The organism is Halobacillus sp. BAB-2008 (assembly GCF_000328325.1).
Lineage (GTDB): Bacteria > Bacillota > Bacilli > Bacillales > Halobacillaceae > Halobacillus.
On record NZ_ANPF01000011.1, the window covers coordinates 19,644 to 40,359 of the forward strand.

General features: G+C 45.7%; 20 protein-coding genes. 13 read left to right on the plus strand and 7 right to left on the minus strand.

The annotated features are described in order from the left end of the window. Nucleotides 1-126 precede the first annotated feature (126 nt). A complete protein-coding gene (locus D479_RS03575) occupies nt 127-1,761 on the minus strand; it encodes a pyridoxal-dependent decarboxylase (protein ID WP_008633727.1) in 1,635 nt (544 codons plus the stop codon). 187 nt (nt 1,762-1,948) lie between these two features. Here D479_RS03575 and D479_RS03580 point away from each other — a divergent pair, with 187 nt between their 5' ends. From D479_RS03580 to D479_RS03590, 3 genes are read left to right on the plus strand one after another with little or no spacing between them, the layout of a single operon-like run. Beyond that, nucleotides 1,949-2,308: a hypothetical protein gene (locus D479_RS03580; RefSeq protein WP_008633729.1), complete on the plus strand. Its 360-nt coding sequence runs from the start codon at nt 1,949-1,951 to the stop codon at nt 2,306-2,308. Between the two features lie 21 nt (nt 2,309-2,329). Further along, nucleotides 2,330-3,070, plus strand: coding sequence for a hypothetical protein (locus tag D479_RS03585; protein WP_008633731.1), 741 nt, complete (start codon nt 2,330-2,332; stop codon nt 3,068-3,070). Next, nucleotides 3,067-4,146, plus strand: coding sequence for a methyl-accepting chemotaxis protein (locus D479_RS03590; RefSeq protein ID WP_008633733.1), 1,080 nt, complete (start codon nt 3,067-3,069; stop codon nt 4,144-4,146). The genes D479_RS03585 and D479_RS03590 overlap by 4 nt, the downstream gene beginning before the upstream one ends. 99 nt (nt 4,147-4,245) lie before the next feature. Here the strand turns inward: D479_RS03590 and D479_RS03595 are convergent, their stop codons facing one another. Beyond that, on the minus strand, nt 4,246-5,346 hold the full coding sequence (locus D479_RS03595; RefSeq protein WP_039870701.1) for a Xaa-Pro peptidase family protein: 1,101 nt from the start codon (nt 5,344-5,346) through the stop codon (nt 4,246-4,248). A gap of 175 nt (nt 5,347-5,521) precedes the next feature. Here D479_RS03595 and D479_RS03600 point away from each other — a divergent pair, with 175 nt between their 5' ends. Continuing rightward, a complete protein-coding gene (locus tag D479_RS03600) occupies nt 5,522-5,917 on the plus strand; it encodes a hypothetical protein (protein WP_008633737.1) in 396 nt (131 codons plus the stop codon). Nucleotides 5,918-5,960: 43 nt separating this feature from the next. Here the strand turns inward: D479_RS03600 and D479_RS03605 are convergent, their stop codons facing one another. Then, a complete protein-coding gene (locus tag D479_RS03605; RefSeq protein ID WP_008633739.1) occupies nt 5,961-6,548 on the minus strand; it encodes a biotin transporter BioY in 588 nt (195 codons plus the stop codon). A gap of 290 nt (nt 6,549-6,838) precedes the next feature. Between D479_RS03605 and D479_RS03610 the strand changes: the two genes are divergently transcribed. Further along, nucleotides 6,839-8,293 carry an N-6 DNA methylase gene (locus tag D479_RS03610; RefSeq protein ID WP_008633741.1) on the plus strand — a complete coding sequence of 485 codons (1,455 nt, stop codon included), beginning with the start codon at nt 6,839-6,841 and terminating at the stop codon, nt 8,291-8,293. Nucleotides 8,294-8,344: 51 nt separating this feature from the next. Here the strand turns inward: D479_RS03610 and D479_RS03615 are convergent, their stop codons facing one another. Continuing rightward, nucleotides 8,345-10,018 carry an ATP-dependent DNA helicase gene (locus tag D479_RS03615; RefSeq protein ID WP_346773247.1) on the minus strand — a complete coding sequence of 558 codons (1,674 nt, stop codon included), beginning with the start codon at nt 10,016-10,018 and terminating at the stop codon, nt 8,345-8,347. Then, a complete protein-coding gene (locus tag D479_RS21280) occupies nt 9,928-10,620 on the minus strand; it encodes a hypothetical protein (RefSeq protein ID WP_346773248.1) in 693 nt (230 codons plus the stop codon). Before D479_RS21280 ends, D479_RS03615 begins: the two co-directional genes overlap by 91 nt. 171 nt (nt 10,621-10,791) lie before the next feature. Between D479_RS21280 and D479_RS03620 the strand changes: the two genes are divergently transcribed. The 3 genes from D479_RS03620 to cysK all read left to right on the plus strand — a co-directional run bounded on the left by D479_RS03620 (nt 10,792) and on the right by cysK (nt 13,378). Then, a complete protein-coding gene (locus D479_RS03620) occupies nt 10,792-11,715 on the plus strand; it encodes an SGNH/GDSL hydrolase family protein (RefSeq protein ID WP_008633743.1) in 924 nt (307 codons plus the stop codon). Between the two features lie 18 nt (nt 11,716-11,733). Then, entirely contained in the window at nt 11,734-12,366 is a 633-nt protein-coding gene (locus tag D479_RS03625; protein WP_008633747.1) for a YpmS family protein, read from the plus strand. Nucleotides 12,367-12,448: 82 nt separating this feature from the next. Beyond that, entirely contained in the window at nt 12,449-13,378 is a 930-nt protein-coding gene (cysK, locus tag D479_RS03630; protein WP_008633750.1) for a cysteine synthase A, read from the plus strand. A 121-nt stretch (nt 13,379-13,499) separates the two neighbouring features. Here the strand turns inward: cysK and D479_RS03635 are convergent, their stop codons facing one another. After that, nucleotides 13,500-14,111 carry a trimeric intracellular cation channel family protein gene (locus D479_RS03635; protein ID WP_008633753.1) on the minus strand — a complete coding sequence of 204 codons (612 nt, stop codon included), beginning with the start codon at nt 14,109-14,111 and terminating at the stop codon, nt 13,500-13,502. Between the two features lie 256 nt (nt 14,112-14,367). Here D479_RS03635 and D479_RS03640 point away from each other — a divergent pair, with 256 nt between their 5' ends. The 4 genes from D479_RS03640 (at nt 14,368) to D479_RS03650 (ending at nt 16,861) form a co-directional block, all read left to right on the plus strand. Then, the gene (locus D479_RS03640; protein ID WP_008633756.1) at nt 14,368-14,895 is read left to right on the plus strand and encodes a helix-turn-helix domain-containing protein; all 528 of its coding nucleotides are present in this window, start codon (nt 14,368-14,370) and stop codon (nt 14,893-14,895) included. A 21-nt stretch (nt 14,896-14,916) separates the two neighbouring features. Further along, on the plus strand, nt 14,917-15,066 hold the full coding sequence (sda, locus tag D479_RS20120; RefSeq protein WP_081594774.1) for a sporulation histidine kinase inhibitor Sda: 150 nt from the start codon (nt 14,917-14,919) through the stop codon (nt 15,064-15,066). Nucleotides 15,067-15,128: 62 nt separating this feature from the next. After that, nucleotides 15,129-15,830, plus strand: coding sequence for a DUF2071 domain-containing protein (locus D479_RS03645; RefSeq protein WP_008633758.1), 702 nt, complete (start codon nt 15,129-15,131; stop codon nt 15,828-15,830). A 71-nt stretch (nt 15,831-15,901) separates the two neighbouring features. Next, nucleotides 15,902-16,861, plus strand: coding sequence for a ring-cleaving dioxygenase (locus D479_RS03650; protein ID WP_008633760.1), 960 nt, complete (start codon nt 15,902-15,904; stop codon nt 16,859-16,861). Between the two features lie 49 nt (nt 16,862-16,910). Here the strand turns inward: D479_RS03650 and D479_RS03655 are convergent, their stop codons facing one another. Beyond that, on the minus strand, nt 16,911-18,863 hold the full coding sequence (locus D479_RS03655) for an aconitate hydratase (protein ID WP_008633770.1): 1,953 nt from the start codon (nt 18,861-18,863) through the stop codon (nt 16,911-16,913). A gap of 321 nt (nt 18,864-19,184) precedes the next feature. On the opposite strand from D479_RS03655, the gene D479_RS03660 reads away from it, so the two are divergent. After that, nucleotides 19,185-20,468, plus strand: a complete 1,284-nt coding sequence (locus tag D479_RS03660) for a helix-turn-helix transcriptional regulator (RefSeq protein WP_008633772.1) — start codon at nt 19,185-19,187, stop codon at nt 20,466-20,468. Nucleotides 20,469-20,716: the final 248 nt, after the last annotated feature.

Genomic DNA, 20,716 nt, shown 5'->3' on the forward strand with positions numbered 1-20,716 from the left:
CTCGCTCATTTCTTGTTTCTATCATACCGAGGAAAGAAAAATGTCGTAATGAGCCGGAGATATATTTTCACCTACGCCTGGAGACTTAGGCACATCTAGAACCATCGGAAAAAGGAGAGCAAAACCTTATACAGTATGCATGTATTCTTTCTTGAACATTTCCACACTCCCAGCAAGGAAGTCGACATATTCCTCCACTTTTTCAAGGGTGGTATAAGGCGAAATGGCAAAAAATTTATGGGCGTACACCGCCGTCCTTTCATCCGAATCGCAGGCAGGAACGAGTCGCTGCTTAGACGTACTACCGAAATAAAATTCCTCTCTCCTATGCCCGATATAGTCCGCGAACTCCGCGTTAAACCCATTCACTTCATCCAGTTCCGCTGCAGTCATCTTGCCACACCTCTCGTCACCCCAGCTTACCCGCTCCGGGTAGATACGGAATGTCGTCACAGGAGAAGGGGCATTTGTCATAACCGCACACGGGACTTTCTCCGATAACTCCTTCCGGAAAGCAAGGTTTACAGTAATGTAGTTACCAAGGACCTTTTGGTATCCCTCGATTCCCATCCCTGTCAAAGAAGCATAAATAGCGAGAGAACTTCCCATTCTGGAACACTCCAGCGTATAACCGGTATGGTAGCTCCCATAGCTTCTGTTTCCGACATAAGGCGTCTCGTCATGCTCCAGATCCACAGCACCAAGCAGACGTTTATCTTTAATGAGAAAGAGGCTGGATGTGTATGGCGTCTGTCCCAGCTTATGAAAATCAAACACCATACTATCGGCCAGCGAAAGCTGCCTGAATTTCGTCTGATAATCACGGAGGACGACAGCGGTATCTTTATCGAAGCATAAAGGATTGGCGTCAAAGTCGTACGCATTAAAGAAGGTGTACATTCCTCCCATCGCACTGTCTGCATGAATGTAGACAGGATCCAACCCATACAGACGCTCCATCTCCTCCGTCGCGTTTTTGATAGATGCCACGGAATCAATCCCGAAAGTGTCTGTCGTTCCGGTACTAGCCAAAACATAGACAGGAATGCCCCCCTGCTTGATCACTGCATTCATCTTATGTTTCAAATCCTCTATGTCCATCGAGTGATCTTCTTTCGTCTCTACACGAATTAAGTGGTCCGTACCGATTCCTGTCGCTTCGACCGCCTTGTATAAACTATAGTGGGATAACTCTGAACAGAAACAGTAGAGTTTACCCGGGAGACCCGTTTTATTCGAATCAGGGAAGCGTCTGGCTATGGCAAGCCTTAACGACTGAAAGACCGCTCCCTGCCCTCCCCACGTCGTATATCCTCCGCTTTCGGACGGATCATACCCCACCAATTTGGAAAGCATACTGGTAATTTTAACTTCTGCAGCCGCGGCAGCAGATCCCTCCACATCCCACAGATTATTGCCATTCAGGAGCACCATGGTCAGATTACCGAGGATACTCGGGATATTAGGGAGTGGAGCAGCATTGGCGACATATCGGCTGTTTACAAACCGGTGCCCCTCCGCAAGCTCCGTTAACTCCTCTATTACTTTTTCAATAGACTGCCTGTTCAGGGGAATCTCTGCACGCTCGGAGAGGTTCTCATAGAATCTGTCGTCTTGTTCCGCCCCCTGTCCGAGTGTTAACTTTTCTGGATTTTTCTTTTCATCAACACCCTCCAGCAGCTGTCTTATATAGTGGATTATTTGATCCCGCTTCTCTGCATTTCCATCTTCACTAGGATACATTGCTTGTATTTCTTTCATTTCAAACCACCTCATTTGTATTAGGTCTTCCCACATAGAACATCGTCCAAAAGGTGGAAAAGGTTAAAAATATTATTTCGAGATAGAATAATAAACTTTTGCACCTGGCAGTTAAATAACAATCGAATCTTGTCGATAATCCTTATGAATAGACACGACCACTCTATAAGCGAGGAGATTATGTAAAATGACAGGAACTGTTGTTGATAAGAGAAAATATAAGATGGTCATTCAGGAACAGGAGAAAGAGGTAAGGATTCAAGTATTCGGATTGATTAAACAGGAGGATGCCGCAGAGTATATGGTCGATTTGCAGAGTACGATCGAAAAAGTCGATAAGCGGCGCTATAATCTGGTGATCGACGGCACCCATCAGACAACCGTTCCATCTTCTGTCGTCCGACAGCTTGATGACACACTCAACTATTATTCCAGTCTGGGCTTCAAAGATATCCATATGATTTATCCTACTTCGAAAATTGCACAGGTCCAGCTCCGTAATGCCCTTGAACGCATCCAATTTAAAGGAAAAGTGATTCAGCATTAAACAAACAAGGAGGCATGAACAATGATTCAAAAGCAAAAAACTTACACCTATCAGATCCTGACCTCCAAAGACGATCTCTTCATTCATAAAGCCAGCGCATGCTTAGCTACGTCTTTCATCGGAGTAGACGTAGCAGGCAAATGGGTTCAGGAGCCGATGGTCGGACTCCTGGATATTACCTATGACGACTTCTATCAATTCACAAAAGAGTATGTGGAGGCGACGGTCGATCAAGGCTACTGCATCGCAGCTGTCGACGAAAATGGGGAGGTTGGAGGAGTGCTTGCAGGTGATACGAATGCTCCAGAGATTATTGGAGAAGATGTCTTTGAAGGCTCCTTCAAAGACATGAATGTCATTCTGCACGTATTGGAAGATGTCGATCTCCAATTTAAAGAAGACTACAGAATCCGTAACGGGAAAGACATAGAAGATGGAGAAATGCTCCATCTGTTCATGATCGGGGTCACCGCTGAAGAGCAGCGTCATGATATTATCCAATCCATGACGAACACCCTTATGGACAGAGCCGTTGAAGAAGGCCTCTCAGCTGTCTATGGAGAAGCGACAAATCCGAAGTCCTTCCGTGTTATGGAAAAATACCATGGATTCCAAAAATATGAGACCCTCGCCGGAAAGCCGATCATGCATGAGTATAAGCAAAACGAACGCTTGAAAGGAATCCCTTCTTCTGTATCAGAGGGAACCATTATTGTGATCAAAGACCTTTCATCTGCACACAAGGAGAGGAATGAAGCATGACCCTATACCTGTTAGCTTCCGTCAGTATCGTCTTATTGGGTACTACCATATTTTTCGCCTACCGTTACAATGATTTAAGAAAAAAGGTTTTGGACGAAGAGTACCATACTCCTTTTGAACCGGAGTTGGTGACAGAGATTCCGGAAACCACCGATATCCCCCAAAAGGAATATGATACAGCCGGGCTCATAGACAAAGGGTACGAAGCTGTTGAGAAAGCAGAAATCGTCCGTGCTGCCATGGACGAAGTGGGTGTCGGACTTAATAAACAGCTGGCTGCAACGGAAGAAAGCTCTGCCGCGCTTGAGGAAATGAATTCAGCGATTCTTGATTTATCAAATCGATCGTCCGACATATCCGAACAGTCTTCCATGGCACTGGAACGGACGCAGGAAGGGAATGGAACCATTCAAGGATCCATCGAACAGATGCGCAGCTTAAATGATACAGTTACAGACAGCTATGAAGTAGTTAAAAATCTGGGGACGAAGTCAAGAGAGATCGGTTCCATCGCCAAAGTGATCACGGACATATCCGAACAGATCAACTTACTTTCCCTGAATGCTGCCATTGAAGCAGCAAGAGCCGGTGAACACGGCAAAGGGTTCGCCGTCGTTGCTGATGAAGTACGCAAGCTTGCAGAACAGACGAAGAATTCATCTGATCAAGTGACCAGAATTGTCGATGGTACCAAACAGGAGACGGAAGCCGCCGTTTCCTCCATGGAAAAAGGCTTGAAAGAGTCCGATGAAACCTCGAAATCGATGGAGGAAGTAGGCAGGTTATTCGGAGAAATACTTGCAGCAACACAAGTAATTGCGGAAAACAACGAAGCAACTTCCGTATCTACACACGAAATGTCTGCCGGTGTACAGCAGATCGTAGCAGCAGTAGAGCAAGTTACCTTCATCACCCAGGAGTCTGTCGAAATGTTTGATGAACTCAAAGAAATCAGCGACGATGAACTTGCCACGATGGCTGCGCTTGTCCATAAAGCAGAAGCACTCCAGCAAACGAGCACCAAGGATATGGCCACTCCTGAAATACCCGACACAGATCAACCAGCTGCCTCCTAATAAGAAAAGCCGCCTATTCAGGCGGCTTTTTCCAGTCTGTCATGAAACTTAAGTGGCTAAATGGTCAGACTCCCTTTTCCTGGAGTCCGCCCTCCCCACTTATTCCACAATTTCCAATTCTATCGGTGTTTTTGTCAACGTTTCACAGCCGTCTTCCGTAATTAATACGTCTTCTTCCAAACGAACCCCTCCAACGGCCGGATCATAAATTCCCGGTTCAATGGTATACGTCATCCCCGGCTTTAACACACCGTCATTTAAATGACTCATGGAAGGAAATTCATGGACATTGATTCCGAGTCCGTGGCCGATGCGGTGAGGGAATTTATCTCCATAACCGGCTTTTGTAATTACATCACGGGCAGCTGTATCCAAGTCTCCGATCCTCGTTCCCGGTTTACTGATGGCAAGTGAGGCCTCCAGCGCCTGTTTAACCGTATTATAAATCTCTTTCTGAGAATCATTGACAGATCGGTATGCGAAGGTTCTTGTAATATCCGAAGTATATCCTTTCCAAACGACACCCAAGTCAAACAGCACGAGGTCCCCAGCCTTCAAACGGCGGTTTCCTGGATTACCATGAGCATGCCCGGATTTCTCACCGAAGAGAACCATGGTGGAAAAGGACATCTCCGCTACTCCTTTTTTCTTCAGCTCATACTCAATGGTGGCAAGCACTTCCATTTCCGTAACGCCTTCGTTAAGCGCTTCTTTCCCTACTTTCACTCCGTAATCTGCGAGTTCTGCGGCTTCCCGCATGATGGCTGTTTCGGTTTCATCTTTAACAAGACGCATATCATTAAGCATTCCTTCTACATCTACGACCGCCGCTTCTCTAAATATATCGAAGAAGGCTTCACTCCGTCCGTAAGATAACACTTCCTTCTCAATCCCTATTACACCAGCGCGGAGAAGCGCTTTTTCTCCAAGCTTTTCTTTCATCAGCGTCCAAGGGTTCTCATGATCGGCATAGCCGATTACGTCATACGCCCAACCGGCATCCCGCAGCTGTCCCTCTTCCATCCCAGGGAGAATAGCTATTGGATCAGCTTCCGGGAAGATCAGGAGACCCAGCAGTCTTTCATGAGGATCTGTGGAGAAACCCGTCAAGTAATAAAAGTTTTCTGCAGAGTTGATAAATGCTGCATCGATATTCTTTTCCTTCATATCATTCATGAATGTCGCTCTTCTTTGTTCCATCTTCATTCCCTCATTTCCTATGTATATCTACCACTATCATATCTTATGGTCCGCACCTTTCCAAATACAGGCCATTTGTTTTTATCATCGTTTGATTCTTACCGTCATAGTTTCCATTAAGAGGAAACTCATATATAATAACGTAAACCGAAGGAAACGGAGGCTCTCTTTATCTATGGATCGTACTCGATTTTTCATAAGAACTTCAGCCATTTATGCTTTGGTCGGGGCATTCATCGGCTCGCACATGGCCGGCGGTGGCGGACTGCAGCTCAGCGCTATCCATGCTCATATTCTCGTTGTCGGATGGCTGTCTTTGTTTGCGTTCGGCGTCTTCTATAAAGTATTTCCTATTCCGAAAGAGTCCAAGCTGGCCGCAGCACACGTATGGACGTCTTTTTTCGGTGTATTCGGACTGACTGTCGGCATGTGGCTTTACTATACGCAGCCTCTCCCCGGATTAGGAACTCTCAATACCGTATTTTTCATCGTCGGCGGCACGATCCTTCTTCTTGCGTTTTTCCTCTTTGCACTAATGACTTGGATTCATGGGAGATCCATAACAGAATAAACACAAAAAAGCAGAGGGAGCTCCCTCTGCTTTTTTGTGTCCTTCACGCCGATTGGCGCAGCGGCGTTTTGTACAGAAAAGATTTCTCCATACGATAGGCAAATAACCCGCCAAAGACAGCCAGGACAATATCCTTAATCAAAAATGGGACCATGCTCGTCCATGATACTACATAACTCACTGGATCTCCTTCGACCCAGAAATTCATTGCCCCATAGAACCAATTCACTCCGATCAAGTAATTGACCGCGATACCGACGAGCGCTCCGGCAATATATACCGGCAGCCGCCGATTCGTTTCTGCAACCTTTCCGGCAAAGTATGCAAGGATAAAATAAGAGATGATAAATCCGAATGTCGGTGAGAAGACCGTGGATAACCCACCGCCGAAGCCGGCAAAGATAGGCGCCCCGATCAACCCCAGGACGGCATACACAAGAATGGAAAAGAAGCCTAACCTACTACCAAGAATCAATCCTGCCAAAACTGCGATAAATGTCTGCAAGGTCAATGGAACACCAAGAACCTGCAGGAAAGGCAGGAAAGCCGTTATGTTTGCTCCCACTGCCATCAAAGCGACGAATAATGCACCTAATGTAATGTCGTATGCTGTCATCCTCGATTTCCCCATGGTCACTCCTCCTAGAACTTGTCTGCTATAAACATAAGGGAAAGGAAAACCTATTGTCAACTTTATTTTTCATAGGTTAACAAAAACATTTGTAGTGAATTCCCTGTATTCAGATTCGGGTATTTTCCTTTCCACAGGATCACACTCCTTCTAAAAAAGCCCAAAACAAGACTATATGCTCCCTCCCTTTGTTATTTTATTGGAATAATAAATGACTATAAGACTATTAATTGGTGACATTTACCTATAATTATAGTAATGTATACCTAAAAAGTACCAGGAGGGGTAGTATGTTCTCAAGACAAAGGTCCATGGGCCAGTACGGTACACCGCCGGAAACAGTAGAATACATGGTCCAGACTTTATCCAATCACTTGCCAGATAATAGAAGGAACCCGGAGATATTGGACCCTGCCACCGGTGACGGTGTCTTTGTTTATTCCTTATTGAAAGAGGGCTTCTCCCCTTCCCAAATTCACGCCTACGATATCGATACAGCTACTCCTTCCCCGCATGAGGGTATCACTTTCCGTCACGTCGATTTTCTTAAGGTCGAACTGGAAGAAAAGTTTGATGCCATTGTCGGCAACCCTCCTTACAAATCAAAACGTCAGAGCGACTACTTCACCGAAAACAAAAAAGCCATTACAGCACGCTACGGCGGCATCGGTGTGCATAATCTTTATTCTTTATTTATCCACAACGGGATCAAGCTGCTTAAGCCCGGCGGAGTCTTGACAATGATTGTGCAGGACTCTTTCCTTACGAACGTGTATTATCGAAAATTCAGAGCCTACTTATTGGAAAAAACCATCATAAAAGAGATTGTCCTTGCACCACGCAGACTGTTTCACAAAGGAAAGGCAGATGTTCGAACAGCCATCCTGACATTAAAAAAGAAAGAGGGAAATGAACGCCAGGAAGATATGGTCATGAAGCTGGTAGACCGTCTGGAAACGCAGGAATACCAAAATATCACAGAGGATAAGATCCAATACTTAAAGCAAGCGCACTTCCACGATCTTCCCAACAACAACTTCGCAGTCAACGTTCCCGAGGAGATTCTTGCTCACTTTCTGCGTCCCCATGAAGAGTTAGGAAATGTCTTAAAAGGCGGTACAGGAATCTCAACAGGGAATGACACCCTTTTCCTGCGCAGGCGTGAGGATGTGAAAGATGATCAGGAATGGCTTCCGTTCTATAAAAATGGCGGGGTAAAGGATGCATGGTATTATGAACCGAAATTTTATATTCATAAAGATTGGGAAGATAATGAGGCGATTTATCCATCTTTCACCGTTAGGAACAGGGCTTATTTCTATAGACGGGGAATTACTTGTTCCTCCATGGGCGTAGACTTCTCCGCAGCCTACCTGCCGGAAAACAGCCTTTTCGGAGTGAATGCCAATCTATTCCCGGAAAATGAGGAGGATTTATTCTACTATTTGGGTTTGTTAAACAGCCAGCTCATTAAATATATGGTAAGAAAAGTACTCAACCGAACGAATATGATTACTTCCGGGTATATCAAGAAAATTCCGTATGTGCTGCCGGCGGAAGATAAGAAGCACCTCGTCATCCAAACAACAAAACAGCTGGTGGAAGGCAAAAAGGCCGATCCACAGATGGATACAGCCCTATTACACTCGATCGTTGATGGTGCGATTTATGACATATACGGAATATCCGGAGAAAACCGTACCCATGTCGAATCCTTCTGCCAGGATATTCTAGAGAAAATCTAAAATATCCTGGGTTTCATGGAATACTTACATTTTATTCCCCGGGAAATCTTATTATTTCATCATTCGATAATTTCCCCACTCCTCGGGAAGCAGCTGCAAGTATTTCCTTGTCAAGAAGCGGTCATCGATCAATTGGATAATGCCATGATCTTTCTCTGATCGGATGAGACGTCCACCTGCTTGAAGCACCTTGTTCATACCTGGATAAACATAGGCATAATCATAACCATTCCGACCCTTGCTCTTAAAATAGTCCATGATCAGTTCTCTTTCGAAGCTTCTGGGTGCAAGACCGATTCCCACAACCGCTACGCCATTCAGCCGATCTCCTCTGAGGTCGACACCTTCTGAGAAGATCCCGCCAAGGACGGCAAATCCAATCAGGTTTCCGCCGGGAACGAATTGAGAGAGAAAATCTTCCCGCCTGTCTTCATCCATTCCCCGCTCCTGCATGACAGCCTTATAGTCCGATACGTTCCGGAAAGCATCATATACCAACTCCATGTACTGGTAGGAAGGAAAGAAAAACAAATGGTTTCCTTGAAGGTGTCCCGCTTGCTCATCAAGCCGTTCCGCAATGGCACGTGACGTTTCCTGTCGGTTTTTGTACCGTGTCGAAAGCGGAGTTATTTGCACATCAATTTGATCAGAATCGTACGGAGATGGAAGCTGGAGAATATAATCTTCTTTCGAACCTCCGAGCATCTCCTTGTAATAAGCAAACGGCGACAGCGTCGCCGAGAAGAAAGTACTGGACCGGAAGCCGCCGGATACTTTCCTCAGGACCAGAGACGGGTCCAGACAAAACAAAGTCAATTGAAAATCGCCTGCGCTGCTATCTCCTATGAAACGATAGTGGTCATCGACCAGCTCCAGTATCCGAAGGAAATTCTGTGATTGAAAGTACACATCCTGCAGGTGTTCTTTACGTACATCTTCTCCCCTTTCCTGGAGAACCGGCTCTGCCTGATTAACAAACCGTTCCACACCTTCTTCCAACGCCCCTGAAATTTCATCCAATTGTTTATGGGGCGTCTTCGGATCCTCCAGCCGGGCTAAGTCTTTCACGACAGAGTCGGCAGCGCGTGCCACCTCCTCCTGCTCTCCACGCCAGTCTTCAGCCACCGTTTCAAGATCCCTTTTCCCCAATTTAGAAGAATACATCTCTCGGGCACGCTCGACAAGATTATGGGCTTCGTCGACAAGCAGTGTCGTCTTCTTCTTTTTCTCCGGAAGCAGCCGCTTTAAAGCTACACGGGGGTCAAATATATAATTGTAATCTCCGATGACCACATCAGCGACATCCGACAAGTCCAGGGAAAATTCAAATGGACAGACGCGATGTTTGCGCGCATACTCTTCCACTGTGTGCCTCGTCATGGTTGTTTCCTTTCTCAATATATCAACAATCGCACCATTGATTCGGTCATAATACCCGTCCGCAAATTCACAATACTCCGGCTGGCAGATGGTTTCTTCCTGAAAACAGATCTTATCTTTAGCCGTCAAAGTGACAGACCTGATTTCCAGACCTTCCTTTTCCATCAACTGCAGCGCCTCCTCGGCTGTGGAACGTGTGATCGTCTTCGCTGTCAGGTAATAGATTCTATCCAGCCCTCCCTCAGCGAAAGCTTTCACAGCAGGAAATAAAGTAGAAATCGTTTTTCCGATTCCAGTAGGAGCCTGTGCAAATAAATGCCGTTTTTCTTTGATGGTCCGATACACACTTCCAGCCAGCTTCCGTTGTCCTTTACGGTAGCCGCTGAAGGGAAACTCCAGATCCGGAACGGTACGTTTTTCTGCTCTCTTATGTGCAGAAGAATTCCAGCATAAGAGGAGTAAGCCTTCACGGTCGTTTCCATGAATGCTTTCAGCTCTTCATACCGGAACGTCCTTCGCATCCGCTTTTTATCTTTCGTCTTTTTTTGAACATAAGTAAGCTGCACAACGATGTGATTTAAATGGTGGTCATGCATATACATGAAGGCATACCCTTTCGCCTGAGCCCAATAGACAGGGTGGGTGTCTTCATCCAATTCTTCCAACTCTCTCGCTGTCGACTTTATTTCGTCGACAACAGGGCCGTCCTCCGTCTGGAGCAGACCGTCACACCTTCCTTGAACGAGTAGAACTATTCCTTCCTGCTCAAACTCATGCTGAAGGAATAATTCCTTCTCATCCCCATCTCTATATGTCTTCTGGACTTCCTGATGAATTGCCGTTCCTTCCACTAAAGCGGTATTCGATTGAAAACGTTCATCGATACTTCCTGTCCGGTAAACATAAGATACAAGATCTCGTACCGATATCGTCATTTGATCTTCCATCGCTTCTCTCTCCTTTGAATAAATCGACCGCTCCACCCTCATGTTCTGACAAGGGCTCCCGTATGTTTATTGTATAGTCTTCGTGATATAATTGTAGATAAAACTTTTCCATTTCCCAAACATATGTCACCAGCATATAATAAAGCCAATACTTTCCAGGAGGGATGCACGTTGAAAAAATGGAGATGGATCGCTTCCATTTCACTCTCCTTATTCCTGGCCTTCTTCATAACAGCCGCATTTATCTATACTCCTGAAGAGCATTCGACAGATTCGGATCATTCAACAGTTAAAAAGGAGCGCTCGGAGTCCAAGCCGGCTTCCTCGGAACCGAAGGAACAGGAATTCTCACCCGACGAAGAAGATTCAGACAGAGCTATCAGCGAGGGACTGAAAGATGTATTCACCGGCGTCATCGACAGTGCGAAAGGGTTGTTCGTGAAAGATGACATGGAAATTGTAGCCCTCGGTGATTCTCTGACTCAAGGGGTTGGAGATGATACGGACAATGGCGGTTACGTAGGAATTTTAGAGGACACATTCAACAGTAATAAGAAAAGAGATTTGATTCACATTGATAACTTCGGGAAACGGGGAAACCGAACCGATCAACTGATCAGCCGCCTGGAGGAGCAGGAGGAAATTTCCACCGCTTTAGAGGAAGCTGACCTTATTTTAATAACCATTGGAGCCAATGATGTAATGAAAGTTGTGAAGGATAATTTTACAAACTTAAATTACCAGGACTTTGTGGACGCACAGGATTCCTATCAAGCACAATTGGAAACGATTTTTTCCATGATTCGCGAAGAGAACCCGGATGCCCCTATTTACCTGATCGGTCTTTACAATCCTTTTAATCTTTACTTTGATAATATCCCCGAATTAGGGAAGATTATGGAAGATTGGAACGAAATCAGCAAAGAGGTCGTTGCAGAAGAGGAGAACGTTACTTTCATCCCGGTGAGGGACTTGTTTGAAGGATCCGAGGATGAACTTCTATGGGAGGAAGATAATTTCCACCCGAATGAACGTGGTTACAAGCAAATGGCAGAACGTGTGTTGGAATATATCAAAGATGACGTCGAACAATAACACAGGTGGAATGTAGAGATGAAACAATTATTATTCAGCAACAAATGGCGAACCTCTTTTTGGATACTGGCAATCATTAATTTTCTTGTGGTGGCTTCAGTAGTCGGTCTTATTTTCCTTCCCAGCTCTTATACCATCGTCAACGTCGATCAGCAGAAGGAAACACAGGATGCGGAATTCACTATTGTGTCGACGAAGGAGAATCTGGAGCAGCTGGCAAACGACTACCTCGGAGAGTTCTCGGAAAAAACCGGCTTTGACTATTCCATATCTCTTGACCGTAACGTAACGTTGGCAGGGAATATTAAAGCCTTCGATCAGGTCATTCCGATTAAAGTGGAATTAAGTCCGGTTGTTCAGGAAAACGGAGATCTTATCCTGGAGCAGGAACGCATTTCCCTCGGAAAGCTTCCTCTCCCGAACAAAAAAGTACTGGAATTTGTTAAAGATAACTATGACTTTCCTGAGTGGGTAACCGTAAATCCCAACGAAGAGAACATTTATGTAGCCGTCACTCAGATGGACACAGCAAGTAATTTCAACGTCCAGGTAGATCGTTTCAACCTGAACTCCAATCAGCTGGCGTTCAAGATCTCCGTACCAAGAAACTCCTTTCAGTTAGCGCAGAAAGTGGTAGAAGACAAGTTCTGACAGAAAGCAGTGGATGTGATAACCGGTTTCCGACTGTGATAAACTAATAGTATTATCCCCACTACTAAAAGGAAGTGACAACATGCGCGTCGTTAACAACATAGCAGATTTGATCGGTGATACTCCGTTAGTCAAACTGAACCGTGTGGCTCCTGAAGGTGGAGCCGATATTTACCTGAAACTGGAGAAATACAATCCAAGCGGAAGCGTAAAAGACCGCGCCGCTTTCAATATGATGGAACAAGCAGAAAAAGAAGGGCTGCTTAAGGAAGGCGCGACCATTATCGAGCCGACAAGCGGCAATACCGGCATAGGGATTGCTATGAATGCAGCTGCAAAAGGATATCGCGCTATCCTCGTTATGCCGGATACGATGACACAGGAACGAATCAATCTACTGAAAGCATACGGTGCAGAAATCGTCCTGACGCCTGGAGATGCGAAAATGCCCGGAGCCATTGCGAAAGCCAAAGAACTCGTGGAAGAAATCGAAGGCAGCTTCATGCCGATGCAGTTCGAAAATGCGGCAAACCCGGATGCACACCGCCATACGACAGCTGCAGAGATCATCGAAGCTATGGATGAATTGGGCAAACCTCTATCTGCCTTCGTTTCTACAGCCGGGACCGGCGGGACGATTACAGGTACGGGAGAAGAGTTGAAAAAACGCTACAAGGATATGACTATCCATGTAGCAGAGCCTGCAGGATCCCCGGTTTTATCAGGCGGCAAGCCAGGGAAGCATAAACTGGTCGGGACAAGCCCTGGTTTCATTCCTTCCATCCTGAATCAGGATGTTTATGATGAAATCTTACAAGTGACCGATGAAGATGCCTACGAAATTACGAGACGTCTCGCCCGTGAGGAAGGGCTGCTCCTTGGAACCTCCTGCGGTGCCGCCTGTTGGGCTGCCATAGAAGCAGCTAAACAAAAAAATCCCGGCGAAGTAGTCGTATGTATCGCACCAGATACCGGTGAGCGCTACCTTTCCGGAGACCTTTTCCGTTATTAACTACAGAAGAACTCCGTATCACAAACAAAAAATGAGAAAGTTTTCTTTCTCCTGTCCAAACTTGTCTTACTGCAGCTAATCGTAGAAAAGGCCGTCCCAAAGCGGGGCGGCCTTTTTGTGATCAAATTCTATACAAATCCCGAAACCTTAGATGCCATCCTAATCGATAAGAGAACACCCTGCACAAGATAATCAGGATAAATAATGCATAAGTCTGCCACGCACTCCCCACATCTACAAGCCCGATGCCGACTGCCAGCCCCACAAGCATTGCCCATACTGCGTATATTTCCTGATGAAGAACCATCGGACGGCGCTGTGCAAGCACATCTCTGGCAACACCGCCCCCGACTCCTGTCAGGATTGCCGAAAAAATGATGCCTCCAAGCGGAAATTGGTTGGCGACCGCAAAGGAGGCCCCTTGAAGAGCAAAAGCGGATAAACCAACGGCATCCGGATAGAAATTCCATCTGTCCCATGCCATCACCCATGTCTTCGGAAAGAAATAGACAACAGCGATTGTTCCAAGCGCGACATAAAACAGATATCCCTGCTGCCAAACATGGACGACCGGGATCCCTAATGCGATATTACGAATAATCCCACCTGCGAACGGTGTCGCAATCCCGAGAATAAACGTACCGAATATGTCGTACCTTTCGTTGAGAGCGACAATGGCCCCACTGAAAGCAAAAGCGCTGACAGCTAATATATTCAGGATTTCCCAAGTCATCCTTTTCCTCCTCTTCCCCTTGAAAAATGCAAGCCGATTTGATTATATCAGACCTGTAGGCGAAGCTATGTATTTTTTTACACAGCTGCTAAAAATTTCGTCGAACATACTCGAAATAAATCGTTATAATTACTATTTATACGAAAGTTTTCTTCTAAGCAAAAAAATCCCACTACGTTGCAAACTGCCACAAGGATTTTATATATATAGGAAGAAATATTTATATGAAAAAAGAAAGTAGGGTGTGATTTTAACCATGAGAAGATGGCTTATCAAACTTAGAAAAGAACAACGACTGACACAACAACAAATCGCAGCAGGCGCACATATCGACCGGGCCTATTATGCTCAAATCGAAAATGGAACGCGCAATCCCAGCATGGCGGTCGCTTCTCAAATTGCTTCGTTTCTTCACATAAATCCTTCACTCTTTTATACCGAACACCTGAGCGAACCATTTGAAACAGCATTGGTCCATTCTCCAATTACCGTCGCACACTGCGACTTGGATCTACGCTATACCTGGATGTATAACCCGCACCCTGATTTCAAAATGAACTCCGTGATCGGGAAAAGGGATGATGAATTGGATGATAACGTCGGTACTACTGAATTAATGCAATTAAAAAGCAAGGTCATAGAGGAAGGACAGAGCATCAGAAAAACAATTCCTTTCCCGTTATCCGAGGGATTGATTCGTTACGACGTATTCTGCCAACCTATCTTTGATTCACATGGACGAATTATAGGAGCAGCTACGGCATCGACCGCACTTCCGTCATAGCAAAGTAAAGGGGGCAACCGCATGATTGTCGAAAGGCTCTCCTACAAGGTGTTGCAGGACTCTCTAAAAAGAGCAGTGGATTTGAACCTGGAAGAAGAATTCATCCTCTTGCTGAAGAAAGAACTGCACAAGCGAGAAGAGCGGAAAAACGTTCCGCTCCGAATGAAGTGACGATCTTCACATTCATGTATGATTCTCCCTCCTGCGGGTAAACCATTGGGGAGGTGATGAGAATGTCTTCAAAAAAATGGATTATGCATCAAAAATGGGAAGATCTTATCTTCCTCCATTGGCCCGTACCCGCTGAGATTTTGGCCAGGTATATACCAAGTGTGTTTGAGTTGGACGAATTTGACGGTTCGGCTTGGATAGCCGTCGTCCCGTTTCGTATGAACCACATCCGGTTCAAGAACCTTCCTTCTCTTCCTTTCGGCAATCAATTATTGGAATTGAATGTCCGTACCTATGTCACTTATAAAGGAGAACCAGGAGTTTATTTCCTCACTTTGGATGCCGATCACCCCCTCGGCGTTTTTTTAGCCCGAACAGGATTTTCTCTTCCTTACGTGCATGCATCCATGCGGATGGACACGACACCGGAGAGGATTCATTTCTCCAGCAGAAGAATTCATAAAGGCTATCCGAACGCTCATTTCCATATGGAGGCATCTCATTTTTCCCCTGCCGTTCATCCTGCACCAGGATCCCTTCTTTACTGGCTTACCGAACGATATGCCCTCTGGACAGTCCGAGGCCAAAAGGTGTACAAGGGACCAATCCAGCATAAGCACTGGCGGTTGCAGAAAGTCAAAGTCGACCTTCCTGTCAATCAATTGCTCGATTTCCTCCCCTCCTTCGTAACAGAACAAGATCCAACCGCCTATTATTCTAAAACTTTACAAACGAGGATTTTTCCATTTGAACGAGTAAAGTAGCTTCTTTTGACAATGTATCCTCTGCGTATTATAATTATCTTGAATTCGAGATAATCAGAGGAGGAACCTTTATGGAACTTAAAGGCATCCATCACGTATCAGCCATCACAGCAAATGCAGAGAAAAACTTTGACTTTTATACCCGCATATTAGGAATGCGTTTAGTTAAAAAAACCGTCAACCAAGACGACCCTTCCATGTATCACTTGTTTTATGCCGATGAAAAAGGACGTCCCGGAACCGATTTAACTTTTTTTGAAATTCATCGCGCCGGACACACCTATCCGGGCTCTCAGAGCATATCGACGACCACGCTGCGCGTCCCAAACGACGAAGCACTAAATTATTGGCTCGAGAGATTCCAACAGCATCAAGTAGCCCATGATCCAATGGAGGAGCGCTTCGGACGCCTCACTCTGTCTTTCCGTGATCCGGAAGACCAACGGTTAATGCTTGTATCCGATCAACATAACAAGGGTGTAGCAGCCGGAATCCCATGGAAAGGATCCGAGGTACCAGCTGATTTTGGTATTACAGGGCTGGGACCTGTAAGACTTACTGTCTCTGATAAGAGTAAAACGGAGCATGTCCTTACAGAAATTCTGCGATTCCGAAAAACAGGTGAGTACGATAATTGGACTGTCTTCAGCACAGGCGAAGGTGGCACAGGTGCAGAGGTCCACGTGGAAGAGACGGATGCAGACAGACGGGAACGACCTGGAAGAGGAAGCGTCCACCACGTCGCCTTCCGGGTGGAGAACAAGGAAGAACTCACCAAATGGAAAGAAATCATTGATGCTGCCGGGTACCCGAATTCCGGGCTTGTCGATCGTTACTACTTCCAATCCCTTTATTTCAGGGAAGCGAACCACATTTTATTTGAACTGGCGACAGATGGTCCTGGTTTCGCCACGGATGAACCGGAAGACCGTCTGGGGGAAGCGTTGGCACTTCCGCCGTTTCTTGAACAAAAACGGGAAGAAATCGAAAGAAACCTTAAACCGATTCACACAACAGCTCCACAAGACTAATAAAGAAAGCCGGCACCTTTTCAGGTCCGGCTTTTCTTTTTGTATTAAATCAGTCCTTATCCAGGCGCTCCTTCACCCAATTGATCAGACCGCCCGCCTTCATGATTTCAATTTGACGCTCCGAAAGAGCATGCTCCACTTCAATCTGTAGGTCTTTCCCCTTTACCTCAACATTAAATGTAGAGGATTTAGAGAGTTTGTTTCGCAGATCCTTAAATTGAAGAACATCTCCCTCTTCCAGCTTCTCTAGATCATCAGCATTGGTAAAGGTTAGTGGTAGTACACCGAAGTTAGCAAGGTTCTGCCAGTGAATACGGGCAAAGTCTTCGACAATAGCCACTTGCAATCCAAGATACTTCGGAGCTAAAGCCGCATGCTCCCTGCTCGATCCCTGCCCGTAATTCGCACCGGCAACAACTGCATGACCGCCGGATTCTTTCACATCCATTGCCCTGTCGTAATAGGTGTCATCTACAATTTCGAAGGCAAACTTACTGATTTCCGGAAGGTTGCTTCGGTAAGGAAGGACTCTCGCCCCGCCTGCTAATATTTCATCCGTCGAAATGTCATCCCCCATTTTCAATAATACAGGGAGCTCCATTTCGTCTGGAAGCTCACCCATTTCCGGAATGGAAGCCACATTAGGACCTTTCACGAGGTTAACCTTTTTTGCTTCCGAAAGCGGAAGCGGATCGTCAAGCAGCCGCGTATCTACCGTCGGCTTTTCAAGTTCAACGACCGAAGGATAAGCGAGACCCGATTTTCTAGGGTCTGTAATCTTCCCTTCCAACGCACTTACTGCAGCAGTCTCCGGACTGCATAGATACACGCTGTCCTCTTTCGTTCCGGAACGCCCTGGAAAATTCCTAGGAGTCGTCCGCAAGCTGTTTCTTCCTGTCGCCGGTGCTTGTCCCATGCCGATACATCCGTTGCATCCCGCTTGGTGAAGCCTTGCTCCTGCCTGGAGGAAATTAGCTATATGACCATTCTGAGATAGATCGACGAGCATTTGCCTGGATGTCGGGTTGATATCAAACGAAACACCGTCCGCAACTTGTTTACCAGCGACGATTTCTGATGCTACTGCAAAATCCCGGTACCCAGGGTTAGCGGAAGAACCTACATAGCTTTGATAGATCGCCTCCCCTTCCACCTCTTCGACCGGCACCACATTCCCCGGACTGGAAGGCTTTGCAATGAGAGGGGCCAGGTCAGAGAGATGCAATTCGTCATGCACATCGTACCCCGCTCCCTCATCAGGCAAGAGCTCAAACCACTCTTTTTCCCTCCCTTGCCGTGCCATGAAACGACGCGTAACTTCGTCCGCTGGAAAAACCGTTCCCGTAGCGCCTAGTTCCGCTCCCATATTTGCAATGACATGGCGGTCCATCGCCGTAAGGTTTTTCAAACCCGGGCCGTAATATTCAAAAACATGATGGACGCCCCCTTTTACTCCATGTCTACGCAGCATTTCAAGAATGACATCCTTTGCGCTTACCCAATCAGGAAGCTCACCGGTCACCTTCACTCCCCACACTTTCGGCATTTTCACATAAAAAGGTTCTCCTGCGATAGCCATAGCAACATCGATTCCACCTGCCCCCATGGCAAGCATGCCCATACAGCCATTCGCACACGTATGGCTGTCAGATCCAAGCAGCGTCTTCCCGGGAGCAGCGAGCCTCTGCATATGGACGGGATGACTCACTCCGTTTCCCGGCCTGCTGAAATGCAAACCGAAACGCTTGGCTGCACTTTCCAGGAACAGGTGGTCATCCGGGTTCTTATTGTCTTCCTGTATTAAGTTATGGTCCACATATTGAGCGGACGCTTCCGTCTGTGCCCGCTCCACCCCCATCGCTTCAAGCTCAAGCATCACCATTGTCCCTGTTGCATCCTGGGTAAGGGTTTGATCAATTTTTAATCCTATTTCCGAACCTGGTGTCATTTCTCCTTGAATAAGATGGCTGTTAATCAGCTTTTGTGTGACGTTATAACCCACACCGATTCCTCCTTCACATGGTTTACCGCCTGGTAATTTGGCGTTTTTTTCCTATAAACCCCATACCCGTAAGACATCGTCCCTATGCAAGGTTTCCTTATAATGACAAATTACGATAGTTTTCTCACCCTGGAAAATCAGGTTTCCCTTTATATCAGGAAAGTCACCAGTCAAAAAACCTCTTAAAGGGCCGTTTAAAGGGAGACTTGGGAAACTGGTAAATATAGTTGATTATTACTAATTGAGGATGTATTCTAAAAATAGATTCGAAAGAGCAACATCTCTTAAGAGTCGACAGTTGATCAACTAGGTGTGTTGAAAATGGAATATGGTAAAGTGCTCCGGTTCCATCGGGTGAAACAGGGTTTGACGCAAAACCAGTTAGCAGATGGAATCATCTCGCCGGCATATCTGTCTAAGATTGAGAACAATCAGACCGTGCCTGCCTCCGAAGTGCTGGAAATGCTATATGAACGTCTGGGATTGGAATTCCATGACGCTTCCTACAGCCACCCTTCCAAAGAAAAGCTGAAAAAGTGGTATGAAGCTATCATGTTCAAGCGGAAGGAAGAAGCACGAAGGTTGAAGGAGGAGCTGCTCAGTCAGCAGGATATGCGGAACAATCATCACCTTTATATTTACTACAAGCTGTACAGCATCCGCCACTTTTTGTTAGAAAACGAAGTGGAGGAGGCTTATGAAGCATGGAGTGAAATAAAGCAGCACCTGGATACATTTGATGATGAGATGAAGTACTACTATCATTTGAGCAATGGACTGCTCCAGTATTACCGAAGTGATTTCGAGGAATCATTCCAGCAGTTGATGAAGGCGGAAGTCTTATCGCGCTCCATGAATATGGAAAGCTGGGAAGTGAGCGACCTTTTCTACCACTTGGCACTAAGTTCAAGTCAGGCGCACCATGTGTCAGCTTCTATTTTTTATACAGAACAGGCACTCCGCATTTATAAAGATCATTACGACCTAGGAAAGAGTGCTGATTGCCATCTCATTTTAGGAATAAGTTTCAGCAGGCTCCAGAATCATGAAAAAGCGAGGGAGAATTACGAGTCTGCTCTCAAGATCGCTTCTCAGACTAAGGACCACCAGCAGTTGAAACTGGTTTATATTAACATGGCTGTTTTAGACTCTAATCTAGATAATCATACGTTATCCATCGAGCATTACAAAAAGAGCCTGGAGTACACAGAAGCATCATCTTCCACCTATGATATCTATGAATACATGAATATTATTCACGGATTAATCCTCGAGCACTACCTCATAGGTAACAAGGAAGGATGCCTCTATTGGGTAAATGAAGGTAAACAAAGGCTTGTAGATTTCCCTTCAAAAGAGCACACGTATCATTTTGATGTTTTTCAAAAGATACTAACGAACGCTCCAGATACCCTTGAATTTCTTGAAGATGAAGTACTTCCGTATTTCAAAGAAATGAAGGATCCGGAGTATGTCATCAGATACGCTAAATTCCTAGCCGACTTATTTGAGAAGCAAAGGATGTATAAGCGTTCTTCTGAATATTTAAGGTTAGCAATGCAATTGTTAAATAAACATTCTCATTTAGGAGGCATGATCTTATGAAGAAAGCCATCGCTTTCATCGCTGCAGTTGGCATTGTTGTTTCTGTCTTAGCTCCTTTGACACAGGATGAGGCAGTACGCACCTACCCAAGACCATTAGTTGAAGACGTAGTTTAACTTCTTTTTAGTAGTATGTAACAGTTTTTAAGCACCTCCCCTAATCCTATACCTATATAAACATTTACCTCTACCCTGACCCGGTAGAGGTCTTTTTTGAAAAAATCAGCAGCGCCGGGACAGCACTACTGA

Excerpts from the sequence above, each read along its gene's own strand:
- D479_RS03575 (WP_008633727.1), bottom strand. The coding sequence starts at position 1,761 with ATGAAAGAAATACAAGCAATGTATCCTAGTGAAGATGGAAATGCAGAG.
- D479_RS03580 (WP_008633729.1), top strand. The coding sequence starts at position 1,949 with ATGACAGGAACTGTTGTTGATAAGAGAAAATATAAGATGGTCATTCAG.
- D479_RS03585 (WP_008633731.1), top strand. The coding sequence starts at position 2,330 with ATGATTCAAAAGCAAAAAACTTACACCTATCAGATCCTGACCTCCAAA.
- D479_RS03590 (WP_008633733.1), top strand. The coding sequence starts at position 3,067 with ATGACCCTATACCTGTTAGCTTCCGTCAGTATCGTCTTATTGGGTACT.
- D479_RS03595 (WP_039870701.1), bottom strand. The coding sequence starts at position 5,346 with ATGGAACAAAGAAGAGCGACATTCATGAATGATATGAAGGAAAAGAAT.
- D479_RS03600 (WP_008633737.1), top strand. The coding sequence starts at position 5,522 with ATGGATCGTACTCGATTTTTCATAAGAACTTCAGCCATTTATGCTTTG.
- D479_RS03605 (WP_008633739.1), bottom strand. The coding sequence starts at position 6,548 with ATGGGGAAATCGAGGATGACAGCATACGACATTACATTAGGTGCATTA.
- D479_RS03610 (WP_008633741.1), top strand. The coding sequence starts at position 6,839 with ATGTTCTCAAGACAAAGGTCCATGGGCCAGTACGGTACACCGCCGGAA.
- D479_RS21280 (WP_346773248.1), bottom strand. The coding sequence starts at position 10,620 with ATGGAAGATCAAATGACGATATCGGTACGAGATCTTGTATCTTATGTT.
- D479_RS03625 (WP_008633747.1), top strand. The coding sequence starts at position 11,734 with ATGAAACAATTATTATTCAGCAACAAATGGCGAACCTCTTTTTGGATA.
- cysK (WP_008633750.1), top strand. The coding sequence starts at position 12,449 with ATGCGCGTCGTTAACAACATAGCAGATTTGATCGGTGATACTCCGTTA.
- D479_RS03635 (WP_008633753.1), bottom strand. The coding sequence starts at position 14,111 with ATGACTTGGGAAATCCTGAATATATTAGCTGTCAGCGCTTTTGCTTTC.
- D479_RS03640 (WP_008633756.1), top strand. The coding sequence starts at position 14,368 with ATGAGAAGATGGCTTATCAAACTTAGAAAAGAACAACGACTGACACAA.
- sda (WP_081594774.1), top strand. The coding sequence starts at position 14,917 with ATGATTGTCGAAAGGCTCTCCTACAAGGTGTTGCAGGACTCTCTAAAA.
- D479_RS03645 (WP_008633758.1), top strand. The coding sequence starts at position 15,129 with ATGTCTTCAAAAAAATGGATTATGCATCAAAAATGGGAAGATCTTATC.
- D479_RS03650 (WP_008633760.1), top strand. The coding sequence starts at position 15,902 with ATGGAACTTAAAGGCATCCATCACGTATCAGCCATCACAGCAAATGCA.
- D479_RS03660 (WP_008633772.1), top strand. The coding sequence starts at position 19,185 with ATGGAATATGGTAAAGTGCTCCGGTTCCATCGGGTGAAACAGGGTTTG.